Below are 26,671 nucleotides of genomic sequence, written 5' to 3' on the forward strand. Positions count from 1 at the left end.
TTAGAAAAAAGAGTTGTTATGTACCGAATTGAGCGTATTAAATAGTTATAAAAAAGACTCTCATAGTGAGTTATTTTCATAAGCTTATGAGTAAAAAGCATATGGGCACAGCAACAGTGATTCTCGATGGCGGCATGGGCCGTGAACTGCAGCGCCGTGGCGCGCCGTTCCGCCAGCCGGAATGGTCGGCTCTGGCGTTGAGCGAGGCGCCGCAGGCGGTGGAGGCAGTGCATGCGGCCTATATCGACAGCGGTGCGAACGTAATCACCAGCAATAGCTATGCAGTGGTGCCATTTCATATCGGTGAGGCGCGGTTTGCCGCTGAAGGCCAAGCCTTGGCGGATCTGGCGGGTGAGTTGGCGCGCCGGGCGGTAACGGCTTCGGGTAAACATGTGCGGGTGGCCGGTTCATTGCCGCCGTTGTTCGGCTCCTATCGTCCCGATTTGTTTGAAGCACAGCGCGTGTCTGAGTTACTCACACCTCTGGTGCAAGGCCTGGCGCCTCACGTCGACCTGTGGCTGGCGGAAACCCAGAGCTCAATCGTCGAAGCGCGGGCGATCAAGGCGGGCCTGCCTCAGGATGGCAAGCCGTTCTGGTTGTCGTTTACGTTGAAGGATGAAGACACCGACGAAGTACCACGGCTGCGCTCCGGCGAGCCGGTGGCGGACGCGGCCGAGGCGGCTGCACAATTGGGCGTGCAAGTGCTGCTGTTCAATTGCAGCCAGCCGGAAGTGATCGGCGCGGCCATTGATGCGGCGCGCCAGACCTTTGAGCGACTGGGCGTAGCGATCCGGATCGGCGCCTACGCCAATGCCTTCCCTCCGCAGCCCAAGGAAGCCACGGCCAACGATGGTCTCGACCCGTTGCGCGACGACCTGGACCCGCCCGGCTACCTGCACTGGGCTGCTGATTGGCAGAAGCGCGGCGCCAGTCATCTGGGGGGGTGCTGCGGGATCGGGCCTGAGCATATTGCGGTGCTGGCCCAGGCACTGGGTGACTGAGCCACCGCCGATCAAACACGGGGGAGCGGGCTTGCCTGTTCCTCCATGGCTCAAGTACCGATCGTGCGGTCTACGCTCGGCACTCGGCCAGCGTTTTCAGCTGCCCCGAGCCACTCTGATTCGCTTCTGACAGCCATTGCTCAAATGCCGCGGCCACGGTTGGCCATTCCCCATCCAGAATCGAATACCACGCCGTGTCCCGGTTCTGCCCCTTGACCACCATGTGCTGGCGGAACACGCCTTCAAAACTGAAGCCGAGGCGTTCGGCCGCGTATTTGGAGCGGGCGTTGGCGTTGTTGCACTTCCATTCCAGGCGGCGATAGCCCTGTTCGAAGGCATGCTTGGCCAGCAGGTACACCGCTTCGGTGCTTTTCGGCGAGCGCTGCATCGGTGCGCCGAAGGTGACGTGCCCGATCTCGATACGGCCCTGGGCCGGGACGATGGACATCAAGCTGAGGATGCCTTGGACCTGGCCTGACAGGCGGTCGATCACGCTGAAAAAGTACGGGTCATTGTGGGACGCGTGGTTGTTCAGCCAGTCATTGAAGGCGCTGCGCTCAGGGAAGGGGCCATAAGGCAGGTAGTCCCACAGTTTCGGATCGGCCCCGGGGCCTTGAAGCGCTTGGAACAGGTCAGCGCCGTGACGCGCCGGGTCGAGCTTTTCCAGGCGGATGAAGCGCCCTTCAAGCCGTTGCACGGTAGGTGCCGGGACGCCTTTCCATTCGGCGGGGGAAATAGACATGCTGCGCTCCTTAAAGACCTTTGCGAAATTGAATGAAACCCGGGCGTTCGGCGATGCGCTCGTACAGCTGGATCGCCGTGGCGTTGGTTTCGTGGGTCAGCCAATGCACCTTGCAGCAGCCATCGGCCTTGGCGGTGGTGTAGACGAATTCGATCAACTGGCGGCCGATGCCGGTACCGCGCTGAGCGGGGTCCACCAGCAGGTCCTGCAAGTAGCAGGAATTTTCAATGCTCCAGTTGGAGCGGTGGTAGATGAAGTTGACCATGCCCACCGCCTTGCCGTCCTGCCAGGCCAGCGCCGAATGGGTTGGCTCATTGGCATCGATCAAGCGTTGCCAGGTGCTTTGGCTCACCTGGTCCGGCAGTTCGGTGTTGTAGAACTTCAAATACGCTTGCCACAGCGGCAGCCACGCGGCGTGGTCGGCGGCAGTTACCTGGCGGATGTCGATCGGGCTCATTCTGAAACTCCTTGGGGAATGAAGCGTGCGAGCGTCTGGTCGCGCACGTCCAGGCTTGCGGCCAGGCCTTCGCGAACGCCGGCCATGTCAGCCGCGCTGCGGTTCTGGCTGAGTTTGCGTTTGCCTGTCAGGCGCTCAATCGGCAGGGCGAAGCCGACGATGGCCTTGAGCATGCCGTCGATGTAGTCGGCGGGTGCGTCGCTGACTTTCCACGGCTGGTTGCGATTGCCTTCATGGCGGTCGGTGAGGGCACTGACCAACTTGAGTAAACGCTCGGCATCGGTGAACACCTCGGCTTTGCCATAAGCGTGCACGGCGATGTAGTTCCAGGTAGGCACCACTTTGCCGTGCTCGGTCTTGGCCGGGTAAAACGCCGGGCTGATGTAGGCGTCGGCGCCGGCAAAGATCACCAGGGCTTCGCTGCCGTTTTGCAGGTCTTGCCACTGCCGGTTGGCCTTCGCCATATGCCCATAGAGCGTGCCGTTGGGGCCTTCATCAGGGTTGAGTAACAGGGGCAAGTGGCTGGCTTGCAGCCCCTGCTCGCCAAAGGTCACCAACTGCGCCAGGCGGGTGTGCTGGATCAGTTGCTGGATTTCAGGCAAGTCATCGAGGGCAAAGGCGCGAGGTGTGTACATGGAGATTTTCCTTGGCGAATGCCTGCATCCTAGGCAGGCTAATGGTTCGTTGTAAGAGCCATCTGGCACCAATTTCATAGGTCCAATATGTCGCCCCTCACGCCACCTCTGTCATTCAACCCTGCGGGAATCGAGCTGGATCGCCGCCAGGGCCTGACTCGCCAGCTGTACGACGCCTTGCGCCAACGGGTGCTGGATGGGCGCCTGGTCAGCGGCACGCGGTTACCCGCCACCCGGGACCTGGCAACGGCGCTGGCGATTTCCCGTAACAGTGTGGTGCGCGCCTACGATCAGCTGTATGCCGAAGGATTTATTGAGAGCCGAGTGGGCGATGGCACTTATGTGGCCCAGTTGCCCATGGCAAAAAAATTATCCACAAAACGATCCACAGGGTTACCAACAGGCTTATCCCCAGCCTTATCCACAAAATGGACGGATTTACCGGAAGATCTGGACAGCGAAGTTATCCACAGCGCGGGCGTGATGCGGGTAAAAAACAACCACCTGTCCCAGCCGCCTTCGGGGCCGCCGCGGGCATTTCGCGTGGGTGTACCGGCCTTCGATCTGTTTCCATTTGAGGTGTGGGCCAAGCTGAATGGGGCATTTTGGCGCAAGCCGGACCTGGAACAGCTGTGTTACGGCGACCCGGCAGGGGATGGTCGCCTGCGCGGTCTGATCGCCGCCTACTTGCGCAGCTCACGGGGCCTGCAGTGCGCGGCTGAGCAAATTGTGATCACCTGCGGAGCACAACAGGCAATCAGCCTTTGTGCACAGTTGCTGGTAGAGCCGGGAGACGGCGTGGCTGTGGAAAACCCGGGTTATCGTGCGGCCGGGCATGCGTTCGCCTTGGCCGGTGCGCAATTGCAGGGCGTGCCGGTGGATGGCGAGGGCATTGATTGCCAGGTGCTCGGCACCCTGGCTGACTGCCGTGTGGCCTATGTCACCCCTTCGCATCAATACCCGTTGGGCGTGGTCATGAGCCTGGCACGGCGCCTGGAGTTACTCGCCTGGGCCGAGCGTACGGGGGGCTGGATCATCGAGGATGACTACGACGGCGAGTACCGCTACAGCGGTGCGCCGTTGTCGCCCTTGGCGGCGTTGGACCGCAGCGGGCGCGTGCTGTACGTCGGTACCTTCGGCAAAGTGGCTTTTCCCGCGTTGCGCCTGGGTTATCTGGTGTTGCCACCCGGTCTGGTCGATGCGTTCGCTCGGCGCCGCGCCGTGGACATGCGCCATTCTGAAGTCAGCACCCAGGCGGTGATGGCCGAGTTCATGGCGGCCGGGCATTTTCAGCGGCACATTCGCCGCATGCGCAGGGCCGCGTTGAGCCGACGCAATGCCTTGCTGGCCGGTTGGCCGGTCGGGTTGCCGGGCGTCGGTGAACTGCCCAGCGTCGCGGCCGGGCTGCACGTCACGGTGCGTGTCGACAGCCTGGCGCGTGAGCGGCAATTGCTGGCGCAGGCCCAAGCGGTGGATGTCGAAATCAATGGGTTGAGTGCGTATTGGCTGGCGCAATCGACCACCCCGGAGGACCAGCGCGCCGGTCTGGTCCTGGGGTTTGCCGCGGTGCCCGAAGCAGGTATTGCGCAGGCGCTGGCGCGGTTGCGCCAGGCCTGGCAGGGCTGAATCAGGTGCCGGACTTGATCTTGGTCCAGGCCCGAGTCCTCGCGCGCTCCGCCTCACGCCCCAAGGGTTTGAGGGTGTAGAGCGTGGCCATTGCGGCCTCGGTCGGGTACAGGTTGGGGTTGTTGCGGATCGATGGATCGACCTGTTCGGTCGCGTCCTTGTTCGGGTTGGGGTAGCCGACAAAATCACTGATCGGCGCAATCACCTGGGGTTGCAGCAGGTAATTGATAAAGGTGTAGGCGTCCTGCGGGTTCTGCGCGCCTTTGGGGATCGCGAGCATGTCAAACCAGATCGGCGCGCCTTCCTTGGGCAGGCGCATGTCCACGGTCACGCCATTCTTGGCTTCCTTGGCGCGGTTGGCCGCCTGGGAAAAACTGCCTGAATAACCGACGGCCACGCAGATGTCGCCGTTGGCGATATCGGCCATGTACTTGGAGGAATGGAAGTAGGTGATGTACGGGCGGATCTTCATCAACAGCGCCTCAGCCTTGACGTAATCCTTGGGGTTGCTGCTGTTGGGGTCCAGGCCCAGGTGCTGCAGGGCCAATGGCAGAATCTCCGAGGGCGAATCGAGGAAGGCGACACCGCATTGCTTGAGCTTGCTGATGTTCTCTTCCTTGAAGATCAGGTCCCAGCTGTCCACCGGCGCATCGGGGCCCAGCGCCGCCTTGACCTTGTCCGGGTTGAAGCCGATCAGGATGGTGCCGTACATGTAGGGCACGGCGAATTTATTGCCGGGGTCGTTGGCTTCGATCAGCTTCATCAGCTTGGGATCGAGGTGGTTCCAGTTAGGCAACCGGCTGCGGTCCAGGGGCTGAAACACGCCGGCTTCGATCTGCTTGGCCAGGAACACGTTGGACGGTACCACCACGTCGTAACCGGAGTTGCCGGTGAGCAGCTTGGCTTCCAGCGCTTCGTTGGTGTCGAAGATGTCATACACCAGCTTGACGCCGGGGTTCTGCGCCTTGAAATCCTCCAGGGCCTTGGGAGTGATGTAGTCGAACCAGTTGTAGACCTTGAGGGTTTTTTCTTCGGCCTGTACCGCGCCGCTCAACACGGCGGCGCACAAGGCGAGGGAGGTGAGCATCTTCATCGGGTGGCTCCTGCTTGTTCGAAACCTTCGAGCACATTGACGGCGTTGATGCCGATTTCTTCCACGGCGTAGCCGCCTTCCATCACGAACAGGGTCGGCTTGCCCAGGCGTGCAATGCGCTGGCCCATAGCCAGGTAATCTGGGCTGTCGAGCTTGAATTGGGAGATGGGGTCGTGCTTGAACGTGTCCACGCCCAACGACACCACGAGGACGTCGGTGTTGTAGCGTTCGGTCTCCCGGCAGGCTTCTTCCAGTGCTGCGCTCCACGCGTCCCAACCGGAACCGGCGGGCAGCGGGTAGTTGAAGTTGAACCCTTCACCCGCGCCTTCGCCGAGCTCATCGGCGTAGCCCAGAAAGAACGGAAACTCAGCCTCCGGGTGGCCATGGATAGACGTGAACAGCACATCGTTGCGTGCGTAAAAAATCGACTGTGTGCCGTTGCCATGGTGGTAATCCACATCGATGATCGCGACCTTCCCGTGGCCTTGGTCCAGAAAGGCCTGGGCAGCGATGGCGGCGTTGTTGAGGTAGCAATAGCCGCCCATCAAGTCGCTGGCGGCGTGATGCCCGGGCGGGCGGCACAGCGCGAAGGCACTGTGGGCGCCTTGCTGGATCGCCTGCTGCGCGGTGAGCGCCACCTGTGCCGCGCTGTACGCCGCCTGCCAAGTGCCGGCGGTGATCGGCGCACCACCGTCGAAGCTGTAATAGCCGAGCTGGCCATGCAGGCTGGTGGGCAGCACCCGGCGCAGGGTGCGGGCGGGCCAGGTGTAGGGCAGCAGGTCGCCGTCCTGTCCGAATTCGCTCCAGCGGGCCCAGGCGTTCTTGAAAAAGTCGAGGTAGTCGCGGCTGTGGATGCGTTGCAGCGGGGCCAGGCCGAAATCCCGCGGAGGCTGCACCGGGCCGAGCTCGCGGTCCTTGACCCGTTGCAATACATGATCGGCACGGGAAGGCATTTCGAAGCAGGGCATCAGTTGCCCGTCCATCAGTTCACAGCGTCCATGGTGCAGATGGTGATCGTCGGAGTAGATCGTCAGCATGGGTACTCCCCGCAGGCTCGTTGTTGTGCCTTCAAGTGTTGCGGCGCGGGGCGCTCAAGAGAATGGCAAGAGCGGCCAGAAGGGGATAAATGTGGCCAGATTAAGTGACCGCAACGCGCCCGTTAATGGCGCATGAGACTGGGCGCCACGCCGCTCCAGCGCACAAAGGCATGGCGAAAGCTGGCGATCTCGCTGAAGCCCAGCTGTTCGGCGATCTGATGAACCGGCATCTGGTCTTGCGCCAGCCATTGTTTGGCTCTCTCAAAGCGCAGTTCGTCGAGCAGTTGCTGGTAGCTGCAACCCAGCGCGTGCAGGTGCCGGCGCAGCGTGCGCGCAGAGCAGTTCATCTGCGCGGCCAAGCCGGCAAGGCCAGGCGCGGCATGCAGCTGGTCGGCCAGTAACTGGCGCACACGGTTGAGCCAGGCCTGGCGCCCGGTGAATTCGGAGTTTTGCTTGCGGCAGCGCTCGGCCATGGCCCGATGGGTGATGGGATCCGCCAGCGGCAGGGGCTGTTGCAGCCACTGTGGGTCGAAGGCAAACCCGTTGGTCAGCGTGTCAAACTGCAATGGACAGTCGAAGCGCTCGGCATACCGTGCGTGGTACTCCGGTGCCGGGTAGTCCAGGCGCACCTCACGCAACGGCAGCGGACGGCCGAGCAGGTCATCACAGATGACCTTCAACGACACCAGGCAGAACTCTACATTGAACGCCGCCAGCGCCGGGTTTTCCCGATAATCGCCGGCGGTCAGCCAGGCGTGCTCGCTGTCTTCCAACAGGTTCAGCTCGAAAAGTGTTCCCAGCAGCGCCGGGTAGCGCAGCGCCAGGCGCAAAGCGTCACCTAAGGTGGCACTGGTGAGCAGCGCATAGCCGAGCAGCCCATAGCACGACACATGCATGCGCTGGCCCAGTTCCAGGCCGATGTCCTGGCGCAGGGCCACGGCGTTGGCGCATACACGCATCTCCTGGCAGGTGGTGATACGGGTGTCGGCGCGGTGCAGATCGGCCACGTCAATGCCGCTGCCGGCCAGTAATACGTCGCTTGCCAGGCCCTGGTCCTTGAAGGTGGCCAGGACCAGGGAGACGGCATTGAGGGTAGTCAGATGTGAGTGCAGCATGGGGAAACCAGCGCGAGGGTGTGGCAGTGGCGCAGCAAATTGTATGCCGTCCCCTGCTGCCGATCAGCCGCCGGACTCGGATTTGGGGCGCTCGAAAAACAGCTCGCGCGCCTGCTGCAGGCTGATCTCACTGCGGTAAAACGCAACAGTTTGCGTGCGATTGAGGCCTTTGGATGAGTCGGCCGCGGCGCCCAGGCGATGTTCTGCCGGGGTTTTCAGGCGGGCAGACAGGATGGCTTTGTCCGGCGTCCAGCTGGCGCTGTAGTGAAAATGGGCATACCAGAGCACTTCGTGCGTGGCGCGGTCGCTGATGGTGTATTCATCCAGATAGTCAGGTGTCGAGGACTTTATTCGACGGCGGGTGATGGTTTTCTTGATGGTGATCGCGTTGTGGCGTTGAAGCCATTCCACCCCCGACATGGTCGGGGGTGCCAGTTTGAGCGCCCTGTGCACCAACTGATTACTCTGTTGGTGAAGTTGGGCCAGGGCGCTGTCAATGGCCTTGGTCACGGTACTGGCGGGCACGGACATGGCATCGCTTTCAGTAATGTTGCGCTGCGTCAGGGCCTCTTCGATCGCGTTGCTGGCCTGCTCGAGGCGCTGTGCATATTGTTGGTAAAAGTACTCGATACCAAAGGGGACGCGGTCGGCGAGGTTGGCATGGGTACGGGCTCGCGCCAGAAATGCCGGCAACTCATCGAGCAGGGCCTGGCCCTGATTGATGGTCGCTTGCACATCCACCTCGACCGGTTCGGCAGAAGGGCGCGCGACGGTGTCGTGGACCACCCACACGCCCTTGGTTTTCTCACGGTAGGTGGCGAGAATTTGCTCGGTCATTGGCGAGCGGATATCCACCAGGCCGGTTTCCAGGCCAAGCTCGTTCAAGCGCGGTTCGCCTATCAGCAGGCCGCTGTAGCGGGTGCGGATAAACTGCCTGAGAGGGCGTGGCGGGGTCGACGGTGGCGTGGGGCGGCTCCTGAACACCTCGCGCTCATTGCTCAAGAGGCCGAGATGAGTGATTGCGCGTCGGTGGAACCCCCTCAGCTCCTCGCGTAACTCCTTTATCTGGTCGGGGATGGCATGCTCGGAGAACTCCACGGGAAAATCCTGCAAGCGCTCGTCGAGTAATTGAAACTGCTCCACCAGGTTGCTCAAGGTATCGATACGTTCGTCCAGGCGGCGGTCACTGCGCTCTTTCAGGGTGTCGCGCAGGCACTGGATCGTAATGTCCGCGCTGTCGATAATCTGGTCAATCGCCGACCAGGCGGCGGGCGCTGTCTTTAGGCTGTCAGGCGGCAGGCACAGGTTTCGGTTGAGCGACACGCGAATCGCCTTGAGGTCATCACTGCTGTAAACCGGCATCGAGCCCTTGAGAGTGCTCAACAGCAGCGCACCATCCCTGGCCAGCCCCTTGAGCTCGTTAAAGCGCCCGTGCATGTACTCCAGTTGTACGAGCAATGCCCCGGCCAGCTCGCGCATTTCTCGGAAGTCTTCAATCGAACGCTCTTGCGGCGCTTCGGCCTGGCGGAGCATCTGTTCGTGCACGGCGCGCCATTTTGGTGTGAAGCGGGCAAGGATTTCGCTCAGCGCCGCCTGGGTCAATTTGGCTTGGGCCTTGATGTAGCCCAGTGCCTTTGGCGCGTACTCCACGCTTGGCTCGTGCACATTCATTTCCTTAAGCATCTGCAACGCCGACTCGTAGTCCGTGCGTTGGGTCTGCAGGGTCTGAAGGTAAGCCTGTCGCGTGGCTTGCGCCGAACTGGAAGGTCCGGTGTCCATTGCCTGGCGTGCCTGTTGCAAGGTCTCCTGGCTGGTTTTTTTCTGGCTTTCGAACACTTCAAGGCGCCTGCGCAGCTCCTCGGCTTTTTGCTTGGCTTGCGCCCGTCCTTTTGCGGTCATGATCTTAGGCCCGCCCCCGCGCAGGCGCAGGCGTGTATCGACAAACCATTGGCCCTGGCGGTTATGAACCAACGGCGGGCCGGTGCGCGAGGGACGTTCAGAGTCGACGATCAACACGTTTTCGTTTTCATCCACGACCACCTGAAACCAGCGATCGCCCACCGGCGCGTACCAGTGTTCGCCACCCCGATACAGGTCTTGCCACGGGCCGACTTCGCCGTTGGCGTCCCCCACGGTGTCTGGCTTGCTCACCTTGAAGCTATCCAGCACGGTCGCCAGGCGCAGCGGTGTGCGGTTGATTGCGCCGCTGACGTGTAAGGGTTGGTCAGGCGTGTCCAGCGCGTCCGCAGAAATCGTCGCCAGTCTGCTGGGCTTCACGGGCCCGGCAGGGGCCGACAGTGACGGGGGAGGCAGTGGTTTGCTCCGCAGTGTCCGGCGCGGTGCGCTGCGACTGACGCTGTGCAGCGTGATGGCCATTCCAATGTTTAACAGCAAGTCGGCGAGTGCGGCCCAGGTTGAGTCCTGCTCAGGGTGACGGCGGGTGTCGGCCAGGTGTTGCAACTGGTCCATGATCTGCCAGATCCAGGCTGCGGCACCGACCGTACCCCCCAGGAACGGCAACGCCAGGTTGAAGATCAGCCAGCCGGTACGCTTGAACGTGGCCCAGCGTGCTTCGACGTTGGACATCGATTGCTGGTCGGCCAGGGTGACCAGTGCATTGGCATTGGCGTTGTAGAGCGCGCTGAACAGCTCGCCGGTGATCGCGGTTTGGCTGAGCAGCAGCGAGCCGCCCATGATCCATACCTTGTAGGGATCGACGATGAAGTCGACCATGGCCCAGGGCGAGGGCAGGTCGCCGGGGAATACATAGCGGGCGTAATCGGTGCGTACGTTATCGGGCAGCCAGGCCAGTACGGATTCGCGCAGGCTGATCGATTGCTGCAGGGCGTAGAGCAAATTGCTTGGCGAAGGGAACTGCAGCAGCGACTTGTCGAGCAACGGTCGGTACAGCAGGCACGGGCCGGCAGCCGGGTCCTCGGGGCCGATCACATACATGTTGGCGACCTCATCCGGCGTGGCGTCCTGTCGCCGGGTCGGCACAAACGCCAGTGGGCGCATGACGATCAACTGGCCCTGGACTTGCCGTTCGGCCGGCTTGGCCTGCATGACCGCCTTCACGTAGGCATAGCCGTGTTCATCAATCGCACCTTCGCCGCGCATCTTGCATTGCAGCGCCAGCAGCGGCAGTTGAATACGCAAGTGCTCGGCATACAGTTGCTGGCGGCGTGCGGACTCTGTCGGGTTATCCAGCAAGGTTTCTTTGATCAACGCCGGGTAGGTGGTGCCGATATCCACGCGGGTGATCAGGCTCTCCAGGTAATCGACGCTCAGCCATTCTGGCGACGCGCGGGCCTTGTGGCGGCGCAGGGACTTGCTTCCCAGAGGCAGGGCGATCAGGTTTTGCAGGGCCAGCTCCGTCAGGCTGAACACCGTGGTCTCGATTTGCCCCGGTACCGCGAACAAGCCCCAGACCACAGGGCTGCGTACCACGATGTCGAGGTCATCCAGCAACTGTGCGTCGGCGTCGGGGTGGTCCTTGAGCAGTTCGGCCTTCAGTTGCTCAAGGGTGTAGGCATGGATCGAGCTGAGGCCTTGGTCATAGCTGCGGCCTTCATTGGCGCTGTGCAAGGCCGCCAGATCCTTGAGGTGGCGGGCGTAGGCGTCCTGGTCCGGAGCCGAGGAGTTGGTCAGCCAATCGGGGAGCGCCTCCAGGTAGTCCTGCAGGAACGCTGCTTCACGCGTGGACCGGGGCGTCGGGGGTTGCGCCAGGTTGTGCTGGGCGGCCTCCGGCTCGCGTATGTCAGAGCACTCCATGGTGCCGATGTCCTTTATCTGGATACCGATAAAGGCGCTGGCCAGGTAATCGAAAAAGTCACCTTCGGGCTCTATCAGGCGCCACTGTTGTGTCGCTGACAGCGGCAGTTCAAGGCCCAGTTGGTCCAGGGAGGTGTATTTCTTGAGGCCCGAGAACAATGAGTGGGTGAGGACCACCTCTCTGCCTTGTTGTTTGCCGATCAGGACACTGATCAGGTAATCGTCGACCTGGTCGATATCCACCACATAGGCGCGCAGCGCATGAGAGGTATCGGCCTTGCGTGTCGCGGCATCAGGCGCAAGAAAAAGTTGGCGCGCCATGAGGCAGTCGTCGTCGGTCCAGCCGGGCACCTTGTTGACGTTCCAGACGTTGCGCAGCACCGTCGACAGCGCACGCCAGCGCGGGTTGCCGTCCTCGGCGCTGTTCCAATAATCCAGTTGCGCCTGTTGGTACGCCCGCACCATCAGCGGCGCCACCGCGTTCAGGAGGCTGGCAATGTCGAGAATGCGTACCGGCAGGTGTACCGCAGGCTCGACGATCGGCAGCTGGCTCAGAAAATGCTGCCCTTCGATGTACAGCGCTGTCGTTGCGAACAAGGTCTGCACGGCGAGAATATCGGTGAGCGCCTGATAATCGCAGCCGACCAGGACGACCTCATCGTCTTTAAGGTCCCACAGCGGCGTGCCTACAACGACTGCGTTCGGGTCGATGTCCAGGCTCGGGTAAAGCAACTGCAAATGTTCACGCAGCCGTGTCGCAGCCACTTCGCGGAACGCTGGGCCGATAGACATCTGCGCGATCAGCGTGTCAGTGGGGTTTTGATGGGGCTCGAGAGCGGGAGGTGACGTCATGGCGTGTCCTGACAAGCAAAAGAATGGCAACGTCCCAGGAAGAAACCCGGGGCGTTGCCATGCTAGAAAGCGTCGTGTCAGGAGCGGTGGTGCTTATGTAGGTGAGCGGCCCCTCAGCGCAACTCGCCGCACAGGTCCAGCTCCACCAGGCGGCGGACTTCCAGGCCATCGAGGCCGGCACCGACCAGTGCGTTGAGCTTGCCGAATGCCGCTTCACGGGTCATGCCGCCGCCGGACAGCACGCCGACGCCGCGCAGGCGACTGCCGGCTTCGTAGACATCCAGCTCCACGCCACCCTCATGGCATTGGGTGATAGCCACGACCACCACCCCGTTGTCCTGTGCCCGTTGCAGGCTGGCCAGGAACTCAGGGTTATCGCTCGGTCCGGTACCGCTGCCGAAGCATTCGAGGATCAGCGCCTGGATGCCACTGTCGATCAGCGCATCCAGTTGCACGGCCGCGATGCCCGGTACCAGCGGCAATACCCCGACGTTGGCCAGGGCCTTGGGCTGACGAAAATCCAGGGCAGCCGGAATTTCACTGGCCAGGGCCCCGCCGCCATTGCGCTGCAACGCGGCAAACGGGTGGCGACCAAAGCTGCGGATCTTCGCGCAGCGGGTCGGCGCCATCAGCGCGCCGTGGAAATACAGCTGAACGCCGGGTGCCAGGCCTTCGCCCAAGGCTGCCAGCGCACCGCTGACGTTTTCCCAGGCATCACTGTCCGGCACACCCGCCGGCAGCATGGAACCTGTGAACACCACCGGCGCCGGCAGCCCCAGCAGTTGGAAGCTCATCGCCGCGGCGCTGTAGGCCAGGGTGTCGGTACCGTGCAGGATCAGCACCGCGTCGCAGCCGTCGTCCACCGCCTCAACCACGGCGGTGCGCAGGCGCTGCCAGTAGGCGGGCGTCATGTTCGCGCTGTCGATCAGCGGGGACATTTCCCGGAAGCGCCAGGTGGGCAATGGCTGGTTGCAAAGCTGTTCGCGCATGCGCGCCTCGAAACCGGATGCGGGCGCCAGGCCGTTGGCGCTGGCCTGCATGCCGATGGTGCCGCCGGTATAAAGCACCATCACGTTGTTAGCTGAGTGCATCAAGAAATCTCCTGAACGAAAAACGCCGCCGGGCCCAGAGCATGCCCAAGGCCGGGCGGCGTGTCATCTATCTGGTTTTGGCAGACTCAGCGTTGCGCTTGAGCATGCAGTTCAGCCAGCGGCGCACTGTCCGGTTTTACCGGATTGGCCGGCCAGGCCTGGCGGTCCAGATCCAGGTCAGGGAATTGGCTGGAATCGAACACCGGTGTCTTGATCCCCGCTGCACGCTGGTTGTCGTAGTCGTTCAGGATGCGCATGGCGATCTTGAACAGGAACGCCAGGGCGAACAGGTTGACGAACGCCAGCAGGGTCATGGTGATGTCGGCGAAGGCGAACACGGTGCTCAGGTTCTCGATCGAGCCCCAGAAGATCAGCGCCAGCACCAGTGCACGGTAGCCCATCAACACCTTGCGGTTGTTGCCTACCAGGAAGCGCAGGTTGCTCTCACCGAGGTAGTAGTTGTACATGATCGAAGTGAACACGAACAACGCCAGGGCCACCGAGATGAACATGCGACCCCAGTCACCGACCACGGCGGCCAGGGAGTTCTGGGTCAGGGCAATGCCGTCGCCTTCAAAGCCCGGGGTGTAGAAACCGGAGAGCAGGATCAGCAAAGCGGTGCAGGTGCAGATCACGAAGGTGTCGAGGAACACGCTGAACGCCTGGACTACGCCCTGGGCGATCGGGTGTTCTACCGAAGCCACCGCTGCCACGTTAGGCGCACTGCCCAAACCGGCTTCGTTGGCGAATACGCCGCGTTTTACACCCATGATGATTGCGCTGCCCACCAGGCCACCGAAGGCTTGGTCGAGGCCGAAGGCGCTCTTGACGATGGTCGCGAGCATGGCCGGCACATGGTCGAATTGCAGCACGATCACGTAAAGGGTCACGGCGATGTAGACCAGGGTCTTGACCGGTACCAGCAGGTCGGCAATCGAGGCGATGCGCTTGATCCCGCCGATGAACACCAGCCCCAGCAGTACCGCCAGGGCCAGGCCGGTGTAGGTGGTGTCGAGGCCGAAGGCGTTGTTCAGCGAGTGGGTCACGGCGTGGGCTTGCAGGCCGTTGAAGGCAAAGCCGAAGGTCACCAGCAGCAGGAACGCCATGACCATCCCCAACCAGCGCTTATGCAAGCCGTGCTGGATGTAGTAGGCCGGGCCGCCACGGTAAGTGCCTTCAGCGTCGGTGCGCTTATACAGCTGGCCGAGGGAGCACTCGATAAAGCTCGAAGACATGCCCACCAGCGCGGTGACCCACATCCAGAACACGGCACCCGGGCCGCCCAGGGTTACGGCAATGCCGACACCGGCGATGTTACCGGCACCCACACGGCCCGCGAGGCTGAGCATCAGCGCCTGGAACGAGCTGAGTTGGCCGGAGCTGCTTTTCAGGCTGTCGCGAAACACCGAAAACATGTGGAAAAAGTGACGCAGTTGAACGAAACGCGAGCGGATCGTGAAATAACCGCCGAGCCCGACAATGAGCACGATCAGTACTTTCCCTGAGAGGAAGTCGTTGATGACTTCGAGCATGGAGTGTTCCTCGCTGATTTTTTAATGGCAAACGCAGGACGGTCCGACGCGTCGCTCAGCACCAGGCAGTGCACGACGCTTCGCCCCAATCCTTTTGCGGGTGTTGTTATTCATGCGCTTTCGCGTTGTATCCGGGCCTCGTTACCGACGACCGCAGACGCGAAGAGGGGCCGCACTATACCTAGCCGAACGGCATACGTCTGCATGAGGCGATTAAAGGAAGATGCAGCGGTCTGTGACCGCCGGCTTATGGACCGATGAACGCTCACGCCTGGGGTCGTCCCCCAGGCGGGTTTGTCGAGGTTTCAGCGCTGGTAGATATCGGAGCGGAAGACTTGCCAGATGTAGTTCGGTTGGTTGACCGGCACGAAGCCCATCTTTTCATACAGCCACGGAGCCGTCGTAGTGGCCAGTATGATGCGGCGCAGTTGTTCAGCCTCGGGGCCCGCCAATATGCCTTCGGACACCCAGCGGCCCAGGCCTTTACCTTGATAGCGTTCGTCGACAAAGACATCGCACAAATAGCCGAACGTTGCGAAATCCGTCACCAGCCGGGCAAAACCGACTTGCCGCCCATGGTGATAGACGCCCATGCACAAACTGTTATCAATGCTTAACTGCACACGGTCACGGGTAATGCCTTTGGCCCACGTCGACTGGACGAGAAAGCCGTGGATAAAATCCAGGTCCAACAGGCGCTTGTCTGCGCTCAGGCTGTAGCCCTCAGCAGTAAAAAAATCATCATTCTTTTTCATTATAAAGTTCCATTTTACTAAAGAATCTGACCCTCGCCGTGAGTGCGACAAGCCCTGCGCCCACCATAGCCAACAGCACATTCAAAAACCATAGATTGCGCTGAAAGGCTCCTTCCTCCGTACTGAGTGCTCCTGCTATCAGGTTGCCGCTGACACTGCCTACCAGGCCTGCCAGCCCGAGCAAGGAGAAAGCGATTGCCAGGTAGTGCTTTTCGCTTCGACTTCCGGCCACGGTATCAATCGCTGGGTCAATGATTAACTCGCCCAGTGTGAAGAACGCGATGGCCAGCAAAAAAGGCGTACTGAAACTGGACGTGCCGATGATCAGAAACGCCAGCACCATGAATAGAAAGCCAATAAAAATGGCAGCCCAGTGAGAAATGAAGCGCGATAAATACATATTGAGCGGCACTTGAAGACCCATCACCACCAAGGCGTTGACCCAAAAGATATAGGTCACCATTTCATTGCCCCAGCCCTGTGCGGCATGCAGTGGAAATGAGTATTCGAGCTGGATATATAAAAAGCTGTAGAGCGCGTACAAAATCAGCAATAAGAGAAAAAAAGGTTTAACCATCAAGCGCTTCACGCCGCTGATAAAGCTCGCCTTTTTAAGGTTGGCTTCGATGGCGATGGCGGGTAATCGCAGGGTCAATAACAGAAACAGGGCAACTATCTGTACGGCGGCGGCGGCGATAAAAAAACCGACAACATTGAAATCCAGCATGGACGCGCCGATGGCGCTGCCAATGGCAACCCCCAGATTGTTGATGGTGCTACGCAGGGAAAACAGCAATAGCTGATCTTGCCCAGGCGTTAGCGTAGAGAGCAAAGCTTTGGAGGCGGGTGTAAAAAACGCTTTGCTTACGCCTAGCAGCAGGCTGAAGCAACTCAGGTACAGCGCATCGTCGATCCCGCAGGCAAAGACCAGGTAGCAGATAATTTGCAGCCCGAGCCCCAGCCGCATCGCCAACAGTGGGCCTTTGGTGTGGCCAATATAGCCACCCAGGAAAGAGGCACCATATTGGCCGACCAAGAAAAGTGTCAGCTGAGTGGCTGCGAAGGCCGGAGAAAAATGCAGGTACCGCACCAGGTAGACCATGAAGAACGGGATAACCGAGAAATACCCGATTGCCGTCAGCCATTGAATCAACAGTACGCGCATGGCCGACGCCGGCAGCGCTTTTATCATCGTCAGGACATTCACGATATTTCAACCTCGAACTGGCGCTCGACATCAGTGATACGTCCGAGCAGTTCGGATCTTGAATCGGCCGAGACAATGAAGCTGCCATAACGGTCCGAGGAGCTGGTCATTGGCGCTATCACCATCCCAGGGGAAAGCTTCCAGTCCAGCCAGTGAATATCCGCCGGCAGGCTCCCTTGCCAGGCTTTACAGTGCCGGACAAGGCCCGGTGAGTATTCAAAGTAATGGATGGCGGCGCAGCGATGATTAAGCAGGCGTACCTCGACGGGCGCGCCCAGTAGCCTGTCAATCGAGGCCGTAATCATGTCGAAGCCGGTAGCGAGTTCCACCAGGTTCCAGATTCTGTCCCCGCCAGGCCGGTTATGGCATTCGATGATATGGAGCGCCTCATCGTGCAACTTGAACTCGATATGGCCCGGGCCGTTTCGTAGCCCGATCGCGTCCAGCACGTGTTGTAGATAGTCCCACTGAGCGGGACTGATAAACGTCTGTGCGGGATCAATAACATGGCCGACTTCCACCACCCCGCAAGGCTGCGACAAGCGTTTCTCGGTCACTGCCAGTTTGAAATGCTGGCCATCAATGCTGAAAGTCTCACAGCTGAATTCGCGGCCCTCGACATAGTCCTCGAGGATGCACAGATTGGAGGGCGAGCCAATCAGTTCGCCCTCCTCAATAATGCGAACGCCCACACTTCCGGTGCCATCGACTGGCTTGAGCACTTTCTTGCCACGCGCAATCAGCGGTTCGTCGATATCGCCAGGCCTTATCCCTTCGAACGCTACCGTGTTCAGGCCCTTGCGCTCCAACGCCTGTCGCGTCATTAACTTGTCCCGGCAGGCAAAGGAGCAATGCAGGTCGGGCCCAGGGACACCCAGTGTCGATGCAAGTATCGACGCGCATTCCATGCCCAACTCGGTAAACGAGTAAACCCCGTCAATCGCGAATTGACGCTGTAATTCCAGCGCGCGTCTGACCAGGGCATTGACGTCGTTGAAGTCCAGGAGATTGACCGGATCGATCAACCCACGTTGGTAGGGTGTGACGCGGGCAGGCTCAGTGATCAGCACCACGTTAGCCTTGGCTTCGACTTTCTTCAGGTAATCATCGGTAGGCCCGAGTAACAAAACAGTCGGTTTGCTATCCATGGCTCAACACTCCGCCACTACTGCGGTGAATACATCGATAAATCTGCTGTAGCTGTCTGCGTGCATCGTCAGCGATGGAAGCACTTTCAAACAACTGGGTTTGTTGCTGCAGACGGTGGTCAGTATTTGATTGGCGAACAGCGAATGCCAAACAAAAAAACACGTCTGGGCATCGCAAAACTCCACGATGATGCAGGCGCCCAGTGCCTGAACCTGAAGCGGCGGGTCAACGGTCTCCGCCACCCCATGCAGTGCCTGCACAAAGTCGCTGCGAAGCTGGCCGGCAAGACTGTCAGCCAGGCATCTGTCGAGTAACCCCAGTGCAGTGAGGGCCACACTGAAACCCAGCGCATTGTTGGCGAAGGTTGATCCCAGTATTTTCTGACAGCCTGGCCGACCGAAAATCGAATCGGCAATAGGCGCCCTCATGAGTACGTGGGCACTGGGGAAGAAAGCCCCCGTCAACGACTTCGAGAGCAATAAGATATCCGGCCGCACTGTCCAACCCAGTGCTTGCATTGCACTGTAGTGACCGCAGCGTCCGAGTCCGGAAAAAATCTCGTCACAAATACTCACCGTTCCCGAAGCCGTGCAGGCGTCCAGCAACTGTTCAGCCTCCTGCGCCGAACACCTGACGCCGCCACCGATGGCCTGAAAAGGCTCGATCAACATGGCCGCAAACGTTCCGCTGGCCAGTTCGCGCGTTGCCTGATGGATGTCGTCGAAATACACCACGTCCAGCGGGCAAGGCAGTGCTTCAAAGCCCTGGCGCCACAACGCATTATCGGTGAGGTGCATCGCCAGGCTGCTGCTGCCGTGAAAGCACCCACGGCGGACTAAAAGGCGAGAGCGGCCTGTGTGTATCAGCGCCGCCTTGATTGCGCCTTCCACGGCCTCGGTTCCGGTCGTCAGTGTGGATAGCCGCCAGGGGCCGCTCAGGTTCAGGCGTTCAATCAATGCGATTGCCAACTGGGCCGAAAGATCATTGAGCCCCAGCGGTGTTACGCAAGGAATATCCGCCTCCAGGGCGGTATATAACGCTTCCTTGAGCTCCTGGCGGTTATGGCCGAATATCGCCGCGCCGTAATGACCTACCAGATCCAGCCAAGGGGTCATTGCGTCGTCGTATAAATACTCGTCCTTGGCCCGCACAAATACCGGCTGTTCCCCAAGTTGGTGCAGCACCTCACTCCAATGAGGATTGATGAACGCCTCATAGCGCGCAATCAAGGCGCTCATGCAATGTAATCAAGCATGCGGTGATTGATGGCTGGCATTTGCAAGGTGATGTGGAAGTCATGGAGCTGCTCCCACGCGCGAATATTCAGGTCCAGGAGCAAGGCATACGCATTGGCCGCCGTTTGTTGTTCTTCGATGCTCAACTCACCGACTTCGGCCAGCATGATTCTCGAAATGTACTGATGGCCCAGCTTGTCGTTGAGCGACTCGTGCTTGCGTGATGTCTTGTTGAACAACGGCGTAGCGTTGTTCGCCGCGGACAACTCATTGAGCAAGTTAACCTGGCCAGGCAAGCCTTCGGTAATGGTTGCCGCCGCAAAATAAGCCACCAGTTCTTTGGAAGCCAGGCAGGTGTAGAGATCGCAAACCAATTGGCCAAAGGGGGTCGGTAGCGACGAGTGCAGCTGTGCTTCCGTCATTCCCAATGCCTTACAGGTCTTCAATTCATAGAGCTCGTGGCCCGCTTCTTCCATGTAATAACGGCGCGCCAGTTTCTTCAACGGGCGGGGCAGGCGTTGCGCGATGGCCGGTGAGATGAGATCTACAAATCGATCTGTGATGTAGTATTCCTGCGCGTAGCTGGCGGCAATCAAGGCATCACGACCAGGGCCGGTCTTGGCCAGTGCTTGCTGATACTGGCTGGGGGCGACGTGCTCCATGAAATCCAGACCCCAGCGCTCCAGACGAACAGCCAGGTTAACCCCGGAGTCTACTTCCTCGATATGCAGTGCCGGAAAATCCACCTTGCGCGTATCGACTTTCTGGCTCCTGTTCAATAACCACACCAGGACACTGAGGCACTTTCTTAGCTCACCGGCCCAGAAAGCGGAGTACTCGATCGAGGACTCGTTGTCGCGGTGGCCTGTGAGGGCGTTCAGCAACTTTTTCGCCGCCATGACGGCGGGCGGGCAGGTAACCGTCCAACATAAAAGCGTCAGCTTGGCGTACTTGATATACACATGCCCGCTTTCGGCCAGCACCTGCCTGACGGAGGTGTTGTGCAGGTTATCGATAAAATCGAGCAATTGGTGGCACAGGGCGGGGTCATCAAAGTGCGTTGTGTGCAGCGCATCCAGGGCTTCCGCCAAACTGTCCTGAGTAATGTTTCGTTTGCCCTGCAGCGTATGTTCAGGGCTGGACTCGCGCACTAAACCGGCTTCATTCAGGTGATTGATCAGCGCGCGAACTTCATCGTGTTCATGGCGCTCGCTCAATGAGCGCCACTGTGCGTTGTCGGGGCTTTTGAGGCCATGAACGGTGGCAATAAGTTCATCGCACGCCTGGCTCTCTATGACGAATTCGGAGCCGGACTCCCCTAGTTCAAAAATCCCGGCGCCGGTCTTCTCAATATGACCGACTTTTAAATAAGGCTTTTTAAATGCTTCCAGAGACCAGGAGTCCATAGCCTATCCTCGCATTAGTTGAAGAGTCTAAGAGTGACGGCATTGTCATAATGCGTACAAATTTGCCTGTCCCAGGCCGACATCAACTCTAAGAGCGCACAGGTATGGATCAGTGTGACTCTGCATTCCTCTTCGGAAATTGCCGAATAATGAACCAGCAGCGAGTCAGTAATGGCCCCGTGGTCGGCATCACTGTTCACTTCGGAATGCCCGATAATAGGTTTCCAGAAAGCTTCTGGTAGCCCCAGTCGTGAACAGGATTCAATAAACAGTTTATTGAACTCGGGGTACGGCTCTTCAAATAAGAACAAAGCGCTGATGAAGCTGATGATGTGCTGGCGGGCATACACCCCCAGCGTTGAGTAAATGGCGAACGTTGTGTCCAACGGCGACGTCTGGGCTAACTGTGCGCGTTCAACGCCCACATGGCTCAAGGCGTTGGCCAACAACGATTCATGGTCATGTTCCTCAAGGAATAATTGTTTGATACCCTGATAAACTTCGGGCGGGCTGTTGTGTGCCAGTGCCGGGGAAATCACTTTGGGAGCACTTTTGACAATATGATAATACTCAATGGCAAACCCGATTAACTGGGAGCGAGTGGCTGAGCCATCACGCATCTTTTCATAGAGTGCCGAGTTGCCAAGCCTTCCATGAAGCGCGGAGGTCAGCAGTTTGAGTTTTTTCGAAAACTCCACGCCTGACAGTACGCCTTGTATCAGCGGGTATTGACCTTCGGTGAGCAAATAATTTTTGTCGAGGTCGGCAATCAAGACTTCCAACTGCTCGTCAGGGTAGTGCTCTGCGTGCTTGGCATAAAATGCTTCGGTCGTCAGTGTACCTTGCTGGAGATCCTGAATGACCAAGGTAAGTGACGTCGCATCGGTTTGCTCTAAAATAAGACTTTGGTTTCGATAGTCCAAATGATGTTCATTGGCTATTTGGGTGTAAACAACACCCTGGCGGAGTTTTGGGTAGTTGAAGCGTTTAGCGCTGGTTTGCATGCGCGGGTCCCCCGAGTGTCAAGCCTGACAGCGTTCTTAATAGCTCATGTGAGGTGGAGTAATGATTCCAGACGGCTGTATGGAAATTGTCGTACAGCTCTACAAAAATATGAGTGTTGGCGCGCATTTGTCGTAGCTGCTCGAGGGTGACCACGGGGATTTCCCTGAACAGTTCTCGGGTCAGGACGCCATGCTCGGCACCAATGTTGATGTTGGCATGGTCGAGGATGGGCTTGATGAATTCGGGGCTTATTTTTTTGCTGTTCTGCATGGCAAGGATAAAACTATCAACCTCAATATCCTTGCCTTCGAGCACACCCATCGTGGTGAAAAAAAACAGCGGGTCGTTTGCCGCCCAGTAAGCCAGCGCATTACAAAGTGCAAGGGTTTCAGGCAGAGGGATCGTTTCTTTGATACTTTCGCGCGACACGCCGAGGGTTTGCAAGGCTTTAAATATCAGCTCGTCGTGGCCGTATTCTTCGGCGTAAAACGCGTTCATTATTAAACGTGCTTTTGTGGACGCTACGAAGTTTAGAACAGGAGAATCAAACCAGCTTTCTCGAAAGAGAAAATGAAAGTTCTCTATGGCCATGCCATAGTAGACATTCTGGGGGACCGTCTCGGGTTGCTGCATGGCCAACCAGAACTTATTCTTATACAGATGATCATGAAGCAGTTGTGCTTGCAGATCTTCGATCTCGAGAATCGCTTCATCACCACTGACAAACTGCGCCCCGGACGCTTGCTTGAACGCCAGATTGGCGTCGCCCAGAGCCGTGATCAAATCATGGATTTCATGGGGGTCGAGTTGCTTGTTTTGCTCGCACACTGTTGAAGTCGCGTGCTCGCCATCAAACATGGAGAGTGCCCTGTTCCATTCCAGGTAGTCGCCCTGCAGGTTGTGTATTTCATGCTCGATGCCAGAAGCCACATAAAGCTTTACTGCGTCGTCGTTGCTTTTTGAGAAACGACCGTAAGTTACATACCTATCGCCCATGACGGTCCATCCTATTTTCCTTGGATAAACCGGGCAACATAAGTTGCCCGGCACGGCGCTACGTTACAGGTGGGCGGCCATCAGGATCGGACGATCGCTTTTGGCTTTGATCACAATCTTTTTCGGCGTGGCAACAACGGGCTCTTGAGGGCGCTGAACTTCTGTAGTCTTGGACATTGAGTATTCCTCATCAGATAGATTATGGGCGAGCCACCTTCAACGGGCGCTATCTGCGTAGCTCACATACACAGGTTCGCTACGCAATACCTGACCCCGGCTCACTCGAAATACTTCCACACGCTGAAAAAAATAAAATTGCTAAATTCGGCATAAAAAACTGGAAATCAGCAAAAGCATTTCATCTTGGTGCACTTATCTGGAATGTTCTTCCTGCTTTTTGTTTTTTTCTAATTGTAACAATGGGTTACGAAAGGTGCTGCATCCGGCTGCTCCTCCTGACGAAAAGCAGCGCTGTTCAGTGTGTTTACACGGCTGCAGCTACACGCACTCGGCCAATGGCAGTAAGTTGCTTTTATGCACTTCGCGCAATGTAATGGAGGTTTTTATTTGCTTCACACATTCGATATCGCGCAGTGTGTTCTCTATAAAAAACGTACACTCCTGAATGTTTCTGCAGACCAGTTGTATTAAGAAATCATAGTCGCCAGTGACGTTATATAAACCCATTACTTCGGGACACGATGTAATCTTGCGCTCCAGTTGGCGTGTCACTTCTTCGGTATGAGTGTCGACGGAAACATGCAGGAAAGCGGTAATTTGAAAGCCTAACGCCTCTTTATTCAGAACTGCTTGATAAGCTGAAATAAAGCCTTCTGCTTCAAGGCGTTTGACTCTGCGCCAGCAGGGGGTTTCGCTCATCGACATGACTTCAGCAAGTTTGGAGGTGGTGATCCGGCAGTCGGCCTGTATGAGGCTTAAAATTTTCATATCAACCGAATCGAGTTCAATCCTGGCTTTTTTCACGGTGGTGTCCTCCTTGACCCTTTTTATTGCGAAAGTGGAAATCCCTTTTCGATTGTCATGCACGTTGCGTACCGTTTGGCCAGGCATGATGACGTTTTCGTTGCAGGTTCCCTTCGGCACACGTGCACAGTGTTTATGGCCGAACATCGCATGTTTAACAATGGGTAGAAATTAAGAATTTTTCATTGTCTGCGAAGTCCGCGCAGAGCTTCACGCACTAAAAGGAGGGCGCTTGCTTTTGTACCTGCCGGGACTTTACGGCAGGCAAAAAAAAGGGCCTGGAGAATGGTTCTCCAAGCCCTCAAAAGGTGAGAGGTGTCTAGTCTCTCAACCTGGTGAGCGGTGCAACAAACATCAGGCCTTCAGTGGGACCAGACGTGGGGCAATCATGTTTTCGGGGCGCAGGATGTCATCGAGCATGGCGTCGTCGAGCAAGCCTTCCTCGCGCACCAGTTCCAGCACACCGCGACCGCTTTCAAGGGCGATGCGCGCGATGCGGGTGGCATTCTCGTAGCCGATGTACGGGTTCAGCGCGGTGACCAGGCCGATAGAGTGCTCTACCAACTCACGGCAACGGGCTTCGTTGGCGGTGATGCCGGTGATGCAGTGTTCGCGCAGCATGTCCATGGCGCGTTGCAGCAGGCGGATCGAGTCGAAGATCTTGAAGGCGATCAGCGGCTCCATCACGTTCAACTGCAGTTGACCGCCTTCGGCTGCCATGGTCAGTGCCAGGTCATTACCGATGACCTGGAACGCTACCTGGTTCACAGCCTCCGGGATCACCGGGTTGACCTTGCCGGGCATGATCGAACTGCCTGGCTGGCGTGCCGGCAGGTTGATTTCGTTGATGCCGGTACGCGGGCCGCTGGACAGCAGGCGCAGGTCATTGCAGATCTTCGACAGCTTCACCGCGGTACGCTTGAGCATGCCGGAGAACAGTACGAAGGCGCCCATGTCGGAAGTGGCTTCGATCAGGTCGGCGGCCGGTACGACCGGCTGGCCGCTGATTACGGCCAGGCGTTGTACAGCCAGGGCCTGGTAGCGCGGGTCGGCGTTGATGCCGGTGCCGATCGCGGTGCCGCCCAGGTTCACTTCGGTCAACAGTTCCGGTGCCAGGGTTTTCAGGCGGGCCAGGTCTTCACCGAGGGTGGTGGCGAAGGCGCGGAATTCCTGGCCGAGGGTCATCGGCACGGCGTCTTGCAATTGGGTGCGGCCCATTTTCAGCACGTGGCTGAATTCGACGCCCTTGGCGGCGAATGCCTGGATCAGGCTGTCGAGGCTGGCCAGCAGCGCGTCATGGCCCAACAGCAGACCCAGGCGGATCGCGGTCGGGTAGGCGTCGTTAGTCGACTGCGCCATGTTCACGTCGTTGTTGGGGTGCAGGTATTGATATTCGCCCTTGTTGTGGCCCATGGCCTCCAACGCGATGTTGGCGATGACTTCGTTGGCATTCATGTTGGTTGAAGTGCCGGCGCCGCCTTGAATCATGTCCACCACGAACTCTTCGTGGAAATCGCCGCGGATCAGGCGGGCACAGGCTTCGCTGATGGCAGCGTGCTTGGCTTCGCTGAGCTGACCCAGCTCGCGGTTGGCGTCAGCCGCCGCTTGCTTGACCATTGCCAGACCGACCACCAATTTCGGGTAATGCGAAATCGGAACGCCCGAGAGGCGGAAGTTATTCACCGCTCGCAGGGTCTGGATGCCGTAATACGCTTGAGCGGGTACTTCGAGTACGCCAAGCAGGTCTTTTTCGGTACGGAAAGATGCAGCGGAGGACATGACGGAAATCATCTCGATATGGACCCGGAACTGGCCGGAACGCTGCGAATGCTAGGCTTCTGTAAATTTTTGGGCCAATGCTGTTCATCGCTGGCCCATGCACAAACGGCATAATGTGGATGTGACCCAGCTATGATGGCGGGCGTGTGTGCCAAAATGGTGCATGTCCGTGGGAGGAAGTGATGAACCTTGAGAGCAAGTGGCTGGAAGACTTCAGCGCCCTGGCGGCGACCCGCAGTTTTTCCCAGGCGGCGGAGCGGCGCTTTGTAACCCAGCCGGCATTCAGTCGCCGTATCCGTAGCCTGGAAGCCGCGCTGGGCCTGACCCTGGTCAACCGCTCGCGTACGCCGGTGGAACTGACGGCGGCGGGGCAGTTGTTCCTGGTTACCGCGCGTACGGTGGTCGAGCAGCTCGGCGAAGTGCTGCGCCATTTGCATCACCTGGAAGGCGGGCAGGGCGAGGTCATGCAAGTGGCGGCCGCCCACTCTCTGGCCTTGGGCTTCTTTCCACGCTGGATCGCGCAACTGCGCAATGAAGGTTTGAACATCGCCACACGGCTGGTTGCCACCAACGTCGGCGACGCGGTGCATGCCCTGCGCGAGGGGGGCTGCGATCTGATGCTGGCGTTCTACGATCCGGACGCGGCGATGCAGATGGACGCAGAGATCTTCCCGTCCCTGCACCTGGGCAACACCGAAATGCTCCCGGTGTGCGCCGCCGATACTGACGGTAAGCCGCTGTTCGATTTGGAAGGCGAGGGCAGTGTGCCGCTGCTCGCCTACAGTGCCGGGGCGTTCCTCGGGCGTTCGGTGAATTTGCTGCTGCGCCAGCGGGCCCTGCGTTTCACCACCATTTATGAAACCGCCATGGCCGATAGCCTCAAGAGCATGGCCCTGGAAGGCTTGGGCATCGCCTGGGTGCCGCAATTGAGCGTGCGGGCGGAGCTGGCCCGGGGCGAACTGGTGGTATGCGGCGGCCCGCAATGGCACGTTCCGCTGGAAATCCGCCTGTATCGCTGCGCTCTGGTGCGCAAGGCGAATGTAAGGTTGTTGTGGCGCAAGCTGGAAGGCGGGGCGGCGCAAAGTACCTGAACCGTACACAGAGCAAAGGTGGGTTCAGCGGCGTCCTGGACTGACTTTTAAGTCAATAAAACCGCCGGTTTGGCCGGTAAGACAGATGGTCATTCCAGGGGCTGTTTAT

Annotated in this window: 21 protein-coding genes; 3 read left to right on the forward strand and 18 right to left on the reverse strand. The window is 58.9% G+C overall.

From position 1 onward, the window contains the following. Positions 1 to 101: 101 nt before the first annotated feature. Positions 102 to 1,001, forward strand: coding sequence for a homocysteine S-methyltransferase family protein (locus EXW71_RS13455; protein WP_134659518.1), 900 nt, complete (start codon positions 102 to 104; stop codon positions 999 to 1,001). 70 nt (positions 1,002 to 1,071) lie between these two features. On the opposite strand, the gene EXW71_RS13460 is transcribed toward EXW71_RS13455, so the two are convergent. The 3 genes from EXW71_RS13460 to EXW71_RS13470 are packed head-to-tail and all read right to left on the reverse strand — an operon-like array spanning position 1,072 to position 2,835. Beyond that, on the reverse strand, positions 1,072 to 1,743 hold the full coding sequence (locus EXW71_RS13460) for a GNAT family N-acetyltransferase (protein ID WP_134659517.1): 672 nt from the start codon (positions 1,741 to 1,743) through the stop codon (positions 1,072 to 1,074). Positions 1,744 to 1,753: 10 nt separating this feature from the next. Then, a complete protein-coding gene (locus EXW71_RS13465) occupies positions 1,754 to 2,200 on the reverse strand; it encodes a GNAT family N-acetyltransferase (protein ID WP_134659515.1) in 447 nt (148 codons plus the stop codon). Then, on the reverse strand, positions 2,197 to 2,835 hold the full coding sequence (locus EXW71_RS13470) for an FMN-binding negative transcriptional regulator (protein ID WP_123716608.1): 639 nt from the start codon (positions 2,833 to 2,835) through the stop codon (positions 2,197 to 2,199). The genes EXW71_RS13465 and EXW71_RS13470 overlap by 4 nt, the downstream gene beginning before the upstream one ends. Positions 2,836 to 2,922: 87 nt before the next feature. On the opposite strand from EXW71_RS13470, the gene EXW71_RS13475 reads away from it, so the two are divergent. Further along, on the forward strand, positions 2,923 to 4,461 hold the full coding sequence (locus EXW71_RS13475; RefSeq protein WP_134659513.1) for a PLP-dependent aminotransferase family protein: 1,539 nt from the start codon (positions 2,923 to 2,925) through the stop codon (positions 4,459 to 4,461). A 1-nt stretch (position 4,462) separates the two neighbouring features. On the opposite strand, the gene EXW71_RS13480 is transcribed toward EXW71_RS13475, so the two are convergent. The 15 genes from EXW71_RS13480 to aspA form a co-directional block, all read right to left on the reverse strand. Continuing rightward, complete coding sequence (locus EXW71_RS13480; RefSeq protein ID WP_134659511.1) at positions 4,463 to 5,554, reverse strand: polyamine ABC transporter substrate-binding protein; 1,092 nt, start codon at positions 5,552 to 5,554, stop codon at positions 4,463 to 4,465. Beyond that, positions 5,551 to 6,591, reverse strand: coding sequence for a histone deacetylase family protein (locus EXW71_RS13485; RefSeq protein ID WP_134659509.1), 1,041 nt, complete (start codon positions 6,589 to 6,591; stop codon positions 5,551 to 5,553). The genes EXW71_RS13480 and EXW71_RS13485 overlap by 4 nt, the downstream gene beginning before the upstream one ends. 122 nt (positions 6,592 to 6,713) lie before the next feature. Beyond that, entirely contained in the window at positions 6,714 to 7,706 is a 993-nt protein-coding gene (locus EXW71_RS13490; protein WP_134659507.1) for an AraC family transcriptional regulator, read from the reverse strand. A 63-nt stretch (positions 7,707 to 7,769) separates the two neighbouring features. After that, on the reverse strand, positions 7,770 to 12,332 hold the full coding sequence (locus EXW71_RS13495) for a hypothetical protein (RefSeq protein ID WP_134659505.1): 4,563 nt from the start codon (positions 12,330 to 12,332) through the stop codon (positions 7,770 to 7,772). Positions 12,333 to 12,445: 113 nt separating this feature from the next. Beyond that, positions 12,446 to 13,423 carry an asparaginase gene (locus EXW71_RS13500; RefSeq protein WP_134659503.1) on the reverse strand — a complete coding sequence of 326 codons (978 nt, stop codon included), beginning with the start codon at positions 13,421 to 13,423 and terminating at the stop codon, positions 12,446 to 12,448. A gap of 86 nt (positions 13,424 to 13,509) precedes the next feature. Next, a complete protein-coding gene (locus EXW71_RS13505) occupies positions 13,510 to 14,955 on the reverse strand; it encodes a sodium:alanine symporter family protein (RefSeq protein ID WP_134659501.1) in 1,446 nt (481 codons plus the stop codon). Between the two features lie 305 nt (positions 14,956 to 15,260). Then, positions 15,261 to 15,710 (reverse strand): GNAT family N-acetyltransferase, encoded by a 450-nt coding sequence (locus EXW71_RS13510; protein ID WP_123716601.1) that lies wholly within the window; start codon positions 15,708 to 15,710, stop codon positions 15,261 to 15,263. Next, entirely contained in the window at positions 15,697 to 16,917 is a 1,221-nt protein-coding gene (locus EXW71_RS13515; RefSeq protein WP_134659499.1) for an MFS transporter, read from the reverse strand. The genes EXW71_RS13510 and EXW71_RS13515 overlap by 14 nt, the downstream gene beginning before the upstream one ends. Continuing rightward, positions 16,914 to 18,065, reverse strand: coding sequence for an ATP-grasp domain-containing protein (locus EXW71_RS13520; protein ID WP_134659497.1), 1,152 nt, complete (start codon positions 18,063 to 18,065; stop codon positions 16,914 to 16,916). Before EXW71_RS13520 ends, EXW71_RS13515 begins: the two co-directional genes overlap by 4 nt. Positions 18,066 to 18,068: 3 nt before the next feature. Beyond that, a complete protein-coding gene (locus EXW71_RS13525) occupies positions 18,069 to 19,304 on the reverse strand; it encodes an aminotransferase class III-fold pyridoxal phosphate-dependent enzyme (RefSeq protein ID WP_134659495.1) in 1,236 nt (411 codons plus the stop codon). Further along, positions 19,301 to 20,707, reverse strand: a complete 1,407-nt coding sequence (locus tag EXW71_RS13530; protein WP_134659493.1) for a hypothetical protein — start codon at positions 20,705 to 20,707, stop codon at positions 19,301 to 19,303. The genes EXW71_RS13525 and EXW71_RS13530 overlap by 4 nt, the downstream gene beginning before the upstream one ends. Positions 20,708 to 20,721: 14 nt before the next feature. Continuing rightward, positions 20,722 to 21,711, reverse strand: a complete 990-nt coding sequence (locus tag EXW71_RS13535) for an iron-containing redox enzyme family protein (protein ID WP_134659491.1) — start codon at positions 21,709 to 21,711, stop codon at positions 20,722 to 20,724. Next, positions 21,695 to 22,708: an iron-containing redox enzyme family protein gene (locus tag EXW71_RS13540; protein WP_177421591.1), complete on the reverse strand. Its 1,014-nt coding sequence runs from the start codon at positions 22,706 to 22,708 to the stop codon at positions 21,695 to 21,697. The genes EXW71_RS13535 and EXW71_RS13540 overlap by 17 nt, the downstream gene beginning before the upstream one ends. Before the next feature lie 498 nt (positions 22,709 to 23,206). Next, entirely contained in the window at positions 23,207 to 23,779 is a 573-nt protein-coding gene (locus tag EXW71_RS13545; RefSeq protein ID WP_256657124.1) for an Lrp/AsnC family transcriptional regulator, read from the reverse strand. A 267-nt stretch (positions 23,780 to 24,046) separates the two neighbouring features. Continuing rightward, positions 24,047 to 25,471: an aspartate ammonia-lyase gene (gene aspA, locus EXW71_RS13550; RefSeq protein ID WP_123716599.1), complete on the reverse strand. Its 1,425-nt coding sequence runs from the start codon at positions 25,469 to 25,471 to the stop codon at positions 24,047 to 24,049. 182 nt (positions 25,472 to 25,653) lie between these two features. On the opposite strand from aspA, the gene EXW71_RS13555 reads away from it, so the two are divergent. After that, on the forward strand, positions 25,654 to 26,562 hold the full coding sequence (locus tag EXW71_RS13555) for a LysR substrate-binding domain-containing protein (protein ID WP_134659489.1): 909 nt from the start codon (positions 25,654 to 25,656) through the stop codon (positions 26,560 to 26,562). Positions 26,563 to 26,671: the final 109 nt, after the last annotated feature.

The organism is Pseudomonas sp. BCA17 (genome assembly GCF_004519405.1).
Taxonomy (GTDB): Bacteria; Pseudomonadota; Gammaproteobacteria; order Pseudomonadales; family Pseudomonadaceae; genus Aquipseudomonas.